At 52.0% G+C, this 13,417-nt stretch carries 12 protein-coding genes and 2 pseudogenes; 10 read left to right on the forward strand and 4 right to left on the reverse strand.

The window, feature by feature from the left end; genetic code table 11:
* Positions 1–83: 83 nt before the first annotated feature.
* Both ABIB18_RS00005 and ABIB18_RS00010 read right to left on the reverse strand, forming a co-directional pair.
* A pseudogene (locus ABIB18_RS00005) lies at positions 84–591 on the reverse strand (DDE-type integrase/transposase/recombinase); the annotation flags it as partial.
* A gap of 141 nt (positions 592–732) precedes the next feature.
* The gene (locus ABIB18_RS00010) at positions 733–912 is read right to left on the reverse strand and encodes a hypothetical protein (protein WP_354473421.1); all 180 of its coding nucleotides are present in this window, start codon (positions 910–912) and stop codon (positions 733–735) included.
* A gap of 545 nt (positions 913–1,457) precedes the next feature.
* Here ABIB18_RS00010 and ABIB18_RS00015 point away from each other — a divergent pair.
* The 3 genes and pseudogenes from ABIB18_RS00015 to ABIB18_RS00025 all read left to right on the forward strand — a co-directional run bounded on the left by ABIB18_RS00015 (position 1,458) and on the right by ABIB18_RS00025 (position 4,205).
* Positions 1,458–1,816: pseudogene (locus ABIB18_RS00015) on the forward strand (GtrA family protein).
* Positions 1,813–2,730 carry a glycosyltransferase family 2 protein gene (locus tag ABIB18_RS00020; RefSeq protein WP_354473422.1) on the forward strand — a complete coding sequence of 306 codons (918 nt, stop codon included), beginning with the start codon at positions 1,813–1,815 and terminating at the stop codon, positions 2,728–2,730. The pseudogene ABIB18_RS00015 and the gene ABIB18_RS00020 overlap by 4 nt, the downstream one beginning before the upstream one ends.
* A 2-nt stretch (positions 2,731–2,732) precedes the next feature.
* Complete coding sequence (locus tag ABIB18_RS00025; RefSeq protein ID WP_354473423.1) at positions 2,733–4,205, forward strand: hypothetical protein; 1,473 nt, start codon at positions 2,733–2,735, stop codon at positions 4,203–4,205.
* Between the two features lie 31 nt (positions 4,206–4,236).
* On the opposite strand, the gene ABIB18_RS00030 is transcribed toward ABIB18_RS00025, so the two are convergent.
* Together ABIB18_RS00030 and fliE are read right to left on the reverse strand one after the other, a co-directional pair.
* Complete coding sequence (locus ABIB18_RS00030; RefSeq protein WP_354473425.1) at positions 4,237–4,536, reverse strand: hypothetical protein; 300 nt, start codon at positions 4,534–4,536, stop codon at positions 4,237–4,239.
* A gap of 1,204 nt (positions 4,537–5,740) precedes the next feature.
* A complete protein-coding gene (gene fliE, locus ABIB18_RS00040; protein WP_069729200.1) occupies positions 5,741–6,052 on the reverse strand; it encodes a flagellar hook-basal body complex protein FliE in 312 nt (103 codons plus the stop codon).
* A 232-nt stretch (positions 6,053–6,284) separates the two neighbouring features.
* On the opposite strand from fliE, the gene fliF reads away from it, so the two are divergent.
* The 7 genes from fliF to fliL all read left to right on the forward strand — a co-directional run bounded on the left by fliF (position 6,285) and on the right by fliL (position 13,417).
* Complete coding sequence (gene fliF, locus ABIB18_RS00045) at positions 6,285–8,018, forward strand: flagellar basal-body MS-ring/collar protein FliF (RefSeq protein ID WP_354473427.1); 1,734 nt, start codon at positions 6,285–6,287, stop codon at positions 8,016–8,018.
* Positions 8,015–9,007, forward strand: coding sequence for a flagellar motor switch protein FliG (fliG, locus tag ABIB18_RS00050; RefSeq protein ID WP_354473429.1), 993 nt, complete (start codon positions 8,015–8,017; stop codon positions 9,005–9,007). The genes fliF and fliG overlap by 4 nt, the downstream gene beginning before the upstream one ends.
* Entirely contained in the window at positions 9,000–9,692 is a 693-nt protein-coding gene (fliH, locus tag ABIB18_RS00055; RefSeq protein WP_089562458.1) for a flagellar assembly protein FliH, read from the forward strand. The genes fliG and fliH overlap by 8 nt, the downstream gene beginning before the upstream one ends.
* Entirely contained in the window at positions 9,692–11,053 is a 1,362-nt protein-coding gene (gene fliI / locus ABIB18_RS00060; RefSeq protein ID WP_046288251.1) for a flagellar protein export ATPase FliI, read from the forward strand. The genes fliH and fliI overlap by 1 nt, the downstream gene beginning before the upstream one ends.
* Before the next feature lie 28 nt (positions 11,054–11,081).
* Complete coding sequence (gene fliJ / locus ABIB18_RS00065) at positions 11,082–11,525, forward strand: flagellar export protein FliJ (RefSeq protein WP_031377089.1); 444 nt, start codon at positions 11,082–11,084, stop codon at positions 11,523–11,525.
* Positions 11,522–12,802, forward strand: a complete 1,281-nt coding sequence (locus ABIB18_RS00070) for a flagellar hook-length control protein FliK (RefSeq protein ID WP_354473431.1) — start codon at positions 11,522–11,524, stop codon at positions 12,800–12,802. The genes fliJ and ABIB18_RS00070 overlap by 4 nt, the downstream gene beginning before the upstream one ends.
* Before the next feature lie 129 nt (positions 12,803–12,931).
* A complete protein-coding gene (fliL, locus tag ABIB18_RS00075; protein WP_031377091.1) occupies positions 12,932–13,417 on the forward strand; it encodes a flagellar basal body-associated protein FliL in 486 nt (161 codons plus the stop codon).

Genomic DNA, 13,417 nt, shown 5'->3' on the forward strand with positions numbered 1-13,417 from the left:
ATGCGGGAAGGTCTTCACTGCATCAGTAATCACACCAATCAGGTTAAACGGCAAACTGAGTGATGATAAAAACTGACACTGGCATTATTACTATCGCTGTGGAACATCACGCCGTCTGGCTTGCTGCAAGCTTCCCTTGCCATTTTCAGCGCTTTAGCCGTCATTTTGCTATCCGGAGAGAACGATATTGCCCAGCCCACCGGTTTCCTCGCGAACAGGTCGAGAACAACTGCAAGGTATGCCCAGCGCTTACCTTTCCAGATATAAGTCACGTCACCGCACCTGATTTGGTTCTGTCACTGCGAACTGCCGCTCAGGATGATTCGGGATGGCGAGGTGTTCATGACAGTCACGTTTATATCGATGAGTCAGCTGCTGGCAACTGACCAGCCCCAGCTCTTTCATCAGTCTGCCAGCAAGCCAGCATCACATCCGATAGCCTCTCTGGATTGCCATTATGGCGATGCTCCTTGGTCCGGCAGAACCATGGCTGATGTTATTCAGTTCCATCACCTGGCTTGGTAATACAGCCCGCCTGCCGACTGGTTTTTCAGGACGGTTTTGCCAGTATTTGTGCGAAGAGGAGCTCACCTTTGTATTCAACCCGACAGTAAACGCGATCAACAATATTAGCGACAGCTATTACGCGGGGTCGTCACTGCCACAAACATGGAGAGCAGCAATTAGGAATGCCGGCCTGACTTACCCTAAGCCATACCATTCCCGGCACACTTATATATGCTGGTCATTTTCTGCCGGCGCAAATCCAGATTTCATCCGGGCAGAACGGTCAATCAGCGTGCCCCCCTCCAGCGTTTCAATACGCATCATATTGGCCGGGTTCGGCATCAGAAGATCGTTCAGGTTAAGCCGCTGCTCAACATAGTCCTGCACAAGAGATGGAAAGCCCATAGTTACCTCACATATCCCATGTTAATCAGTGCGTAAGTGCGGTTATCGCCGCCAATAGTTACCAGCTCTCTGAAGATGTGCTGTTCGCGCCGTATCCACTGATTGCACTGTTGCAGCATCCATATGTGGCTGAACGCCTCAAGTTTTCGCAGGAATGTTCCGGTGGTTACTACCTGCCGGCCCCTGCCGTCTCTGCTTATAGCCTGTAAAAAGGCACCTTTGATTTCGTAGTCGCGTGGCATGCTAAATCCTACCTTAACAAACACTGTATGGATAAGCAGCAATATCGGTGGGGGCGTTTGATCAAGCCGAAACGGCTAGCGGATTTGTAAATGCACGGTTGTGAAAGGGATTTTGGTTGGGCATCTGCGCTGAGGAGTGACTAATCTCAAATTATACCCCGCAGCCTGCTGAGACAGGAGCGGCTGAGTCATTGCCCGGTCGCCGGGCTTTTTTATACAAAATTGTCGGGCGATATATAATCGATTCCTTGATCATATCTTTAAGCAATGAGAAAATTCCGCATCTTTTTTGGGGAGCATAACATGGCTCAGTTGTTTGCCAAGTATATGACCATTGGTGTTTTGAACACGCTGATACATTGGTGTGTATTTGTAATTTGTGTGAAAAATGGTCAGTCACACTCGCTATCAAATTCCATTGCATTCTCTGTTGCGGTTACGTTTTCTTTTTTTGCTAACGCTAAGTGGACTTTTAGCGCTGAGGCAACAACTATCAGATATATGATGTGCGTTTTTTTATGGAATCGATAGCGACTCTAGTAGGTTATTATGGCGATAAAATGAGCATAAATCCTTTGGCCACACTGGTGGTTTTCTCATTCATAAGCCTTGTATGCGGCTTCATTTATTCTAAATATGTTATTTTCAGGGAGAGAAAATGAAAATATCTCTAGTGGTCCCCGTATTCAACGAGGCAGATGCGATTACCATTTTCTATCGTCATGTGAGGTGCTTTAAGCTCTTTGAAAAACATGACATTGAGATTGTATTTGTTGACGACGGCAGCACAGACTTCACTCCTTTTCTTATGGAAGAAATGGAGAAGGAGGACCCATTAGTAAAAAATGTTTTCTTCACTCGTAATTTTGGTAAAGAGCCAGCCTTATTTGCCGGATTAGAAAAATCCACTGGTGAAGTTGTTATTCCTATCGATGTAGATCTGCAGGACCCTCTTGATGTCATACCGCTGATGATTGATAAATGGCGAGATGGTGCGGATGTGGTACTAGCTAAGCGCATGGATAGATCTTCAGATAGCCGTCTCAAAAGGAAAAGTGCTGAGTGGTTCTATCATCTGCACAACCTCATAAGCAAGCCCAAAATTGAAGAAAATGTTGGCGATTTCCGACTAATGTCACGCGACGTTGTTGAGAACATAAAACTGATACAGGAAAGAAATCTATTCATGAAAGGCGTCTTATCCTGGGTGGGAGGCAAGACTGACGTTGTTGAATATGTAAGAGCAGAGCGCATCGCGGGGTCAACTAAATTCAACGGCTGGAAACTCTGGAACCTTGCGCTGGAGGGCATTACATCTTTTTCGACGTTCCCCCTCAGGGTATGGACATACCTCGGGGTATTCGCTGCAGGCCTGTCTTTCATTTACGCCGCTTATATGGTGGCTGACACGTTGATTTTTGGTAACCCTCTAAGGGGCTATCCATCAATCATAACATCAATACTATTCCTAGGAGGGGTTCAGCTAATTGGCATAGGCGTTCTAGGAGAATATATTGGAAGGATATATATCGAGACGAAAAACAGGCCTCGGTATATCATAAAGAAAAAGGATTGACCGTGAATACGAAAAGCTACTTGTATTTAATATCATCGCTGATTGTCGGCTATGTAATAACCTTTATCATTGTAGATAGATATTTCTCTGCCAATGCAGACATGGTTAACTCTGCATTGGCATGGAAGGAGGTCGGTGAGCATGGCCTATCAGTTCTAAAGCTGTGGCAGCCAACGGTGGATAACTGGTATCTTGCTATTTATCCTGTTCACTTTTTGATATTCTATGTTTGTGGTGATCCAAGCATTTTTATGCTAAAGGTGATGTCTGTATCACAAACAGTGCTTACGTCACTAGTCGCATCTTTGATTGTTTATCAAGTTACGAAGAAAAAATCTTCATTCTTGCTGATAATATACCTATCATGCTTATCATATTTCGCTTATGTGATAGGGTTCGTGCATCATCTTTTCTCTCACAATGCCATAAACTTGTATGGTCTTATTTGTGTTTTAATATATATTCGATGGCAAAAAAGTTTCATTGCAACGACTGTAATTTGCGTAATTTCACTTGCTGCAGCAGTTTCTGACCCATGGTATGTCGTTGCTTATTTGCTGCCTCTAGCTCTCTATTCTATATATGCGCAGATAAAGAAGGAGTTAGGCGGATTGACTGCTGTCATTCAGTTTTCAATGTTCATCATAACAATAGTTGTATTCTTTAGTGGGATCGTTCAGAAGTTAATGTATGTCCCCGTAACTCATTTTGAATTAGCCAGTTTAGACGTAATCAAAAATAATATAAAGTGGTTCTTTTGGGATTATGGAAGAATTGTTAATTTATTCTTCGTAGAGAAAAATGCGGCTTATGTAATTTCCGCTATTTTGTTTATAATGCTAACCATATTCGTACTGATAAAAAACTTAGATCGCAGTATAAACATACTCCTGTTATTATCAATTCTTGGCATATCATCTACGTTTATCATTGGAAATCCAGGAAAGGCTCAATATTCTGCAAGATTTTTGGCAAATGTAATTTACCTTGTCCCTGCTATTATTCTCATCAACTATAAAAGGAACATATTAGTAGTTTTAATTCCTGCTTTAATTCTTTCTTTGCTTTCATCTGCATGGTCACACTTTTCTCATGGTAGAAACAATGCTGATAGTGATTCATTGCAGATGATACAGTTTATGAGGGATAACAGTCTTAATTTTGGGTATGGGGATTACTGGGGGCTTAGAGCCAACGATGCGACTTGGAGATCTGGAGGGGATGTTGTAATCAGGCCTGTAATTTTTGATAAAGATACAGGAATGATTAAGTGGAGAAGGAAGCACTCACAGTCATTTAGTACGTGGTATGGACCTTACCAGGGTAAAGCTTTTATCGCTATGACTGAAGTTGGCGAAACATGCCACGATATAAAAAAATGCTTTGAAGGGGTTCAAAAGCAGTATGGTAAACCAGATGTGATTTTGAAGTACAAAAAAATAACATTCTTTGTGTATGATAAATTTAATAAATAAGGATAAGGCCAGTGTATTACTGGCCTTATTTTCAATCCCCAAGCAAAATCGAGATAAAGCGTTTAGATGCTCCAGTCCTGTTTTCAATATAGTAATTTCCATTAATTGCTGCTGATATAGTAAGATTTCCAACAGTTCCGGTTGTTCCTGTCAGTATCCCCGTTGTGTTTGACACATTGATTGTTGTGCTCAATGAAACAGTCGCAGCAGATGGCGATGAGCTGGCTCGTAACCATACTGCTCCTGCAGGATTTCCTGCCGCTGGAACTGCAGTGGGTGTGATATGTATATTAGCAATATAGTCACCTGTTGGCGCTGCTACTAGTGCCACACTATCATCTGTAATAGTAACCTTACGACTATAAAACCTAGCGGGGACACAGCAGAACCAGTCAAATCGTACGCAATCGGGAAAGTGATTGAGCTCACGGAATCCTTAGAATAATAGAGGCCATTACCCGTAGTCAGTTGAGCAGTATTACCTAGTCGTATCGTTCCTCCTCCTGTAACCTTTATAGCATAGGAGCCCGTGGTTACGAATGCCTACCCATTAAGACAAGTCGCCGTAATATAAAGTTGATGTGCCGCGCCAGTGACTAGAAAGGCTTCAGCAGGTGATCGGTTTGAGCGCATCCCCAGTTTAATATTTGATGCAATAACATCCGCCAGAGTAAACGCTGCGCCGTCAGTACCATTGCCACTCACATCAGAATTAAATATGTACGACTCGATAGTTCCGTAAGCAGAATAACAGTTTGAGTTTATTTCGATTCCACCGTCGCCGATGTCAGCATACATGTTTCTCAGGTGGAAATTGGCAAGCCCTGATCCGTCACCGGTAACGTCAGATGCGTAAAAACACGCTTGTAAAAAATGCCAAACGCGCTGTCTACCATCAAGCCATCAGGGTTTACATCACGGAGAGATGTGCGCCCTGGTATGGGAAGATATTGACCTTGAAGCGAAGAAGCTGACAGTCAGCCGTAACCTCACACCACAGGGTTTGTTCACGCCGACAAAGACGGAAGCGGGAAACCGTGTCATATGCCTGATGAATGCAGCGGTTGATATCCTGCGTGACCAGCGAGAGCTGACCCGAATGTACCCTCAGACCCCTTCACTTTTCATACCAGGGAATATGGTGAGCGAATTGAGGAGCCGAAGACGTTCGTGTTCAATCCCAGCGTGAACGCAAGTCAACGGCCGATCGGGAGCATATTACTCAACAGAGTCACTCGGACAGAAATGGACCGGCGCCCTCAGACGTGCAGGACTTCATTACCGGAAAGCCTATCAGTCCCGTCATACGTTCGCATGCTGGGCACTCTCAGCAGGCGCAAACCCGAACTACGTCGCTTCGCAAATGGGTCACTCCGATGCGCAGATGGTGTACCGGGTTTATGGCGCCTGGATGTCAGAGAACAACACGGACCAGCTATCACTCATCAACACGAAAATGAGCGATCTTGTGCTACATACGTGCTCCACCAAAGTGGCAGTATGAGAAACCTCAACAGCTTCAGACAGTTACCCGCCTAAACCTGCATATTCATAATATCGCTATACGCCGACACCAGCTTGTTCCTGACCTGAATCCCCATCTGCATAGAAATAGACGATTTCTGCAGATCGACCATCACATCGTTCAGCGCGATACCGGGTTTCCCCATCTCAAAATCCTGCGCCTGGCTACGGGCGGTGGTTTGCGTCTCGCTGATCTTATCCAGCGCAGCTTTCATGGTGGCGCCAAAATCGATCTGGTTAGGGGCTTCGCTGCTGCGGTTGCTCGCCTGCAGCGAGGTGACCTGAAGCTGTTGCAGTACGCCGTCGATTGCCTGAATGGACATTAACGATACCTCATATAAAAGAGTGGGGTTTTTCTGTGTTCAAAAATCTAACACGTTGTCAATGAGACAAAGGCGCTAAATGACAGCAAAAAACCCGGCTTATCCAGCCATCGAATTTTTGGTTTCAACAAATAATGCCTGGCATTGAAGTGGAAATTTTATCTACGCAGGTCAGGGAGTCTGTTTTGCCATCTCAACTAACCCGGTCAATTACGTCAGGCAGGAATCGGTCATGAATGCGAGTGCAGCCGCCACACAAGATCAAGAAAAGAAAGGCTTCGGTGACCTTCTCGCTCGCCTGCGCGCAAATCCGCGTATTCCTTTAGTCGTCGCCGCCGCCGCCGTTATCGCTATCGTGATTGCGATGGTGCTGTGGGCCAAAGCACCCAGCTACAGCGTTCTCTATAACAATCTGTCGAATGAAGATGGCGGTGAAATCGTCACGCAGCTGACGCAGATGAATATCCCCTATCGCTTCGCCGAAAATGGTGGTGCGCTGATGGTGCCGGATGAGAAGGTGCATGAGCTGCGTCTGCGTCTGGCACAACAGGGTCTGCCGAAAGGCGGCTCGGTTGGTTTCGAACTGCTGGATAAAGAGAAGTTCGGTATCAGCCAGTTCAGCGAGCAGGTCAACTATCAGCGCGCGCTGGAAGGCGAGCTGGCTCGCACCATCGAATCGCTGGGTCCGGTAAAAACCGCCCGCGTCCATCTGGCGATGCCTAAACCCACCTTATTTGTCCGTGAGCAGAAAGCACCGTCGGCATCAGTCACCTTAACCCTGCAGCCTGGCCGTGCACTGGATGAAGGTCAGATTCAGGCCATCGCCCACATGGTTTCCAGCAGCGTGGCGGGTTTACCGCCGGGTAACGTTACCGTGGTCGATCAGACCGGTCGCCTGCTGACCCGTTCCGATAGCGTCGGCCGCGATCTGAATGATGCTCAGCTGAAGTATGCCTCTGATGTTGAAACGCGTTATCAGCAACGTATCGAAGCGATCCTGAATCCGATTCTGGGCCAGGGCAACGTGCATGCGCAGGTTACCGCGCAGATCAACTTCGACACCAGCGAGCAGACGGATGAGAAATATCAGCCTAATGCGAATCCATCTGCTACCGCGATTCGCTCGCGTCAGACCAGCACCAGCGATCAATCAGGCAGCCCTTATCCGGGCGGCGTACCGGGCGCATTGTCCAACCAGCCTGCGCCAGCCAACACCGCGCCGGTCAATGCACCCGCAGCTAACGGCCAGAATGCCAACGGTCAGAACGCCAATGGTCAGAATGCTAACGGACAGAATAATGCCGGCCAGACCACCAGCACCACCGCGGCCAGCAGCACGCCGACCAACTCACGCCGTGATGACACGGTTAACTATGAGCTGGACCGCACTATTCGTCATACCAAGCTTAACGTCGGCGATGTCCAGCGTCTGTCGGTGGCGGTGGTGGTCAACTATCGCGAAGACGATAAAGGGAAAGCGGTTGCGCTGAACGAACAGCAACTGAAGCAGATTGAAGACCTGACCCGTGAAGCGATGGGCTACTCCCAGACCCGCGGCGACAGCGTGAACGTGGTGAACTCGCAGTTCAATACCACCGAACCGACGACCGGTGATCTGCCCTTCTGGCAGCAGCAAGCGTTCTTTGATCAGCTGATGAATGCCGGTAAATGGCTGTTGGTTGCTCTGGTTGCCTTCATTCTGTATCGCAAGCTGGTCCGTCCGCATCTGGTGCGTAAGCAGGCTGCGGAGAAAGCCGCTGCAGAAGCTGCTGCTGCCCGTGCCGCTGAACCGGCAGAAGAAGAAGCCTATAGCGTTCAGCTCAGCAAAGATGAGCTGGATCAGGAACGTAAGTCTAACAACCGCATGAGCGCAGAGGTGATGAGTCAACGCATCCGCGACATGTCTGAAAACGATCCGCGCGTTGTTGCGCTGGTGATTCGCGAATGGATGAGTAAAGAGCTATGAGTCTGACCGGAACCGAAAAAAGCGCCATCCTGATGATGACTATCGGCGAAGAGCGCGCAGCGGAAGTTTTCAAACACCTGAACCAGCGTGAAGTGCAGCACCTGAGCGCCGCGATGGCCAATATGCGTCAGGTCTCGCACAAGCAGCTGACGGAAGTGTTACGCGAGTTTGAAGCCGATGCCGAGCAGTTTGCGGCGCTGAGCCTTAACTCCAACGATTATCTGCGTTCGGTGCTGATCAAAGCACTGGGCGAAGAGCGCGCCTCCAGCCTGCTGGAAGATATTCTCGAAACCCGCGAAACCACCAGCGGGATGGAGACGCTCAACTTTATGGAGCCGCAGGCGGCTGCCGACCTGATCCGCGACGAGCATCCACAGATCATCGCCACCATCCTGGTCCACCTCAAGCGTGGTCAGGCGGCGGATATTCTGGCGCTGTTCGACGAGCGTCTGCGTCACGATGTGATGCTGCGTATCGCCACCTTCGGCGGTGTCCAGCCAGCGGCGCTGGCCGAACTGACCGAAGTGCTCAACGGTCTGCTGGACGGTACCAACCTCAAGCGCGCGAAGATGGGCGGCGTGAGAACCGCAGCCGAGATTATCAACCTGATGAAGACGCAGCAGGAAGAAGCGGTTATCGAAGCAGTACGCGACTTCGACGGCGAACTGGCTCAGAAAATTATCGACGAGATGTTCCTGTTCGAAAACCTGGTGGAAGTGGACGACCGCAGTATCCAGCGCCTGTTGCAGGAAGTGGAGTCCGAGCAGCTGCTGGTTGCCCTGAAAGGTGCCGAACAGCCGCTGCGCGAGAAATTCCTCAAAAACATGTCAGCCCGTGCGGCCGATATCATGCGCGACGATCTGGCCAACCGCGGTCCGGTGCGGATGTCGGCGGTGGAAAACGAGCAGAAAGCAATCCTGCTGGTGGTGCGCCGCTTAGCCGAATCGGGCGAGATGGTGATTGGTGGTGGCGAGGAAACCTATGTCTGATGCATTTTCTGCCCGCCCATGGCAACTGTGGCAGCCGGCCGATCTAGGCCGCTTCGACCAGCCTGAACCGGAGCCGCTGCCCGAGATCACCGAATTTGATTCCGGGGTGGACGAGCAGCAGCTGCTGCTTGAGCGTCAGCAACAGCAGATGCGTAAAGAGGCACAGGCCCAGGGCTACAACGAAGGTCAGCAGCAGGGTTTTGCCGAAGGTCAGAAAAGCGGTTATGAAGCCGGTTTTCAGCAGGGTCTGGCAGATGCTCAGCAGCAGCACGCGCCGTTACAGGCGCGGATGCAGCAGCTGGTCACCGAGTTCCAGAACACGCTGGAGTCGCTGGACAGCGTTATCGCCTCGCGACTGATGCAGCTGGCACTTGAAGCCGCCCGCTCGGTAATTGGCCAGGCGACTGCGGTCGATGGCAGCGCCCTGCTGCGTCAGATTCAGGGATTACTGCAGCAGGAACCGATGTTCAACGGCAAGCCGCAGTTGCGGGTGCACCCGGATGATCTGCAACGTATCGAGCAGACGCTCGGCCCGACGCTCGACCTGCACGGCTGGCGTTTACTGGCGGACAGTACCCTGCATCCAGGCGGCTGTAAACTCAGCGCCGAAGATGGCGATCTGGATGCCAGCGTGGCGACGCGCTGGCAGGAACTGTGCCGCCTTGCCGCGCCAGGAGAAGTGTAATGACCACTCGGCTCAATCGCTGGCTGGGCGCGCTCGACGCGTTCGAAAAGCGAATTGCTCAGGTTCAGCCGGTTCGCCGTTACGGGCGACTGACCCGTGCCACCGGCCTGGTGCTGGAAGCGACTGGCCTGCAGTTACCGCTCGGCGCGACCTGCATCATTGAACGTAATGATGGCAAAACCATCAGCGAGATCGAAAGCGAAGTGGTGGGATTCAACGGACAAAAACTGTTGATGATGCCGCTGGAAGAAGTGGATGGCATTTTACCGGGCGCGCGGGTGTACGCACTGCAGAACGGTGAAAACCCGCAGGCCGGTAAGCAAATGCTGCTGGGTCCGCAGCTGCTGGGCCGGGTACTGGACGGCAGCGGACGCCCGCTGGATGGCCTGCCGTCACCGGATACCGGTTACCGCGCGCCGCTGATCACCCCGCCGTTCAACCCGCTGCAGCGTACCCCGATTACCGATGTGCTGGACACCGGCGTTCGCGCCATTAACGCCCTGCTGACGGTAGGACGCGGCCAGCGTATGGGCCTGTTCGCCGGTTCGGGCGTCGGTAAAAGCGTACTGCTCGGCATGATGGCGCGCTACACCGAAGCCGACGTGATTGTGGTCGGGCTAATCGGCGAACGTGGTCGCGAAGTAAAAGATTTTATCGAGAACATTCTCGGTGCCGAAGGCCGCGCGCGTTCGGTGGTGATCGCCGCGCCGGCTGACGTTTCGCCGCTGCTGCGTATGCAGGGTGCCGCCTACGCCACCCGCATCGCCGAAGATTTTCGCGATCGCGGCAAACATGTGCTGCTGATCATGGATTCCCTGACCCGCTACGCCATGGCGCAGCGTGAGATCGCGCTGGCGATCGGTGAACCTCCGGCCACCAAAGGCTATCCACCGTCGGTGTTCGCCAAGCTGCCGGCGCTGGTGGAACGCGCCGGTAACGGCATCGACGGCGGCGGTTCAATTACCGCCTTCTATACCGTGCTGACCGAAGGCGACGATCAGCAGGACCCGATTGCTGACTCGGCGCGCGCCATCCTCGACGGTCACATCGTGCTGTCGCGGCGGCTGGCAGAAGCCGGTCACTATCCGGCGATCGATATTGAAGCCTCAATCAGCCGTGCGATGACCTCGCTGATTGATGAAAACCACTATGCGCGCGTACGCCAGTTCAAGCAGTTGCTGTCCAGTTTCCAGCGTAACCGCGATCTGGTCAGCGTGGGCGCCTATGCCGCAGGCAGCGACCCGATGCTGGATAAAGCGATCAAACTCTATCCGCAGATGGAAGCCTTTTTGCAACAGGGCATTTTCGAACGCAGCGATTATGACGACGCCTGCCTGCATCTGCATGCGCTGTTCGGCTAATCGACGCGATTAACGCGAGGTAACGGCAATGAAAACTGCAAATGCCATCGACACGCTACGCGATTTAGCGGAACAGGATCTGGAACGCGCCGCCATCTATCTCGGCGATATGCGTCGCGGTCAGCAGGCTGCCAATGAGCAGCTGACCATGCTGCTCGACTACCAGGACGAATATCGCAACAAGCTGAATGACGATATGTCGACCGGGATTGCCAGCACCCGCTGGACCAACTACCACCAGTTTATTCAGACGCTGGAAAAAGCGATCGATCAGCACCGCAACCAGCTCAATAACTGGAACCAGCGTCTTGAGCAGGCGCTGATCAACTGGCGTGAGAAACAGCAGCGGCTGAACGCCTATCAGACGCTGATCACCCGGGCAGCGGAAAATGCATTACGACAGGAAAACCGTCTCGACCAGAAACGGATGGATGAATTTGCCCAACGGGCCGCTTTGAGGAGAGGCGAATGATTACGCTGCCAAACATTGCCATGAAAGCGGCGGTGAAAACCGACGCGAATACATCAGTTTCAACCGATGCAGCTGCCGGCACCGATGCCCTGCCGCACGACTTTCTGACCGCGCTGGGAAACCAGTTGCTGAGCCTGGCGAAACAGCAGGGAAAAGCGGCGCAATCAGCTGATCTCAAAACAGAAAGCGACACCGATGCGCAGCCTGGCGCACCACTGAATGCCCTGATCGCCGCACTGGATAATCCGGCGGCGCTAAGCGCACTGTTTAAGCCGGAAAATATTAAAGCCGGCACAAAATCAGCCGATGATAAAGACAAGCCAGAAGCCGCGCCCTTAAGTGCCAGCGATATGCAAAATGTGCAGGCGCTGTTCGCCATGTTACCGACCACGCCGGCCGCCACCAGCGCAGCCGTCAGCCCGGTCAGTGAGGCGCAGGGTGAACTGGCTGTCCAGAACGACAGCGCGCGCAAAAGCCTGACGTCACTGGCACAGATGCTCACCGGCAGCGATCAGGCGAGCAAAGAACCCGGCGCGGAGAGTTCGCCTGGGGTTAAAACCGCCGCGCTGAATGCGCCCGCGGTGAGTAGCACAGCCAGCCAGAGCAGCACGGCTGCGGTGAACAGTAACAGCCTCAGCCCCGCGCAGACGCTGGATAGCAGTTTTCAGCAGGTGCTGAGCAATTTAACCCGACAGGACGATCAGGCCGCCATCAAAGCCAGTGCCAGCGATAATTCGCTGATCGCCAGCACGCCGATCTCCAGCGCCAGCAGCCTGGCGCCGCCGGTAATGGCGTCGTCGACCACCAGCACGCCCTCGACCCCGATGCTGAATGCGCAGCTGGGCAGCGATGAGTGGCAGCAGGCGTTAAGCCAGCAAATTGTGATGTTCAGCCGCAACGGTCAGCAAAACGCCGAATTGCGCTTACATCCGGCAGACCTGGGCGCCATCCAGATCAGCCTGAAACTGGATAACGACCAGGCACAAATTAATCTGGTTTCCGGCCATAGCCACGTCAGAGCGGCGCTGGAAGCCGCGATTCCGCAGCTGCGCAGTGCGCTGGCAGAGAGCGGAATCCACCTGGGTGAGAGTCAGGTCAGCAGTGACAGTTCCGCGCAAGGCCAGAACTTCCAGCAACAGCAGGAGGCGCGCCGCGATGGACAGTATGGCCGCTTCTCTCTCGCTCAGGATAGTGACACCGACATCACGCCGATTGCCGTTCCCGCCGCTCTTCAGGCACGGGTAAACGGTAATGGCGCGGTCGACACTTTTGCCTGATAGCGACAAACGCTGAAGGTAAGCGTAAAACCCGCGTCTTTTCTTCCCATTGTTTGACTTAAGACGCGGGATAATCTGTCCAGGTGAGCCGAGAGGCTTGCCCATAATTCACAGGAAGTAACTGCAAACATGTCTGATAACGCGAAAGCTAAAGGCCGCAAACGTAAACTCTTAATTCCGGTGTTGCTCATTGTGACTCTGGCCGCTTGCAGCGTGGCAGGCTATGCAGTCTGGCGAATGATGAATAAACATGAGGGCGATAAGCCGGAGGTGGCGAAAGTCGAACCGCCTCCCGCCCCGGTCTTTTTTGCACTTGATACATTTACGGTTAACCTGGTCAATCCCGACAACGATCCTGACCGCGTGCTGTACGTAGGCTTTACCCTGCGTCTGGCCGATGAGGATACACGGCGTCGGTTAAATGACTATCTGCCTGAGGTGCGCAGTCGTCTGCTGCTGCTGCTCTCGCGTCAGAGCGCTGCGGCGCTGGCGACGGAGCAAGGAAAGCAAGCGCTTGTTGAACAAATCAAACAGGCGCTGGCACCACCACTGGTAAAAGGTCAACCTCCGCAGGCCGTGAACGATGTGCTGTTTACTGCCTTCATTTTGAGGTGA

It is taken from the genome of Pantoea sp. UYEF8 (assembly GCF_040546285.1).
GTDB classification, from domain to species: domain Bacteria; phylum Pseudomonadota; class Gammaproteobacteria; order Enterobacterales; family Enterobacteriaceae; genus Pantoea; species Pantoea brenneri.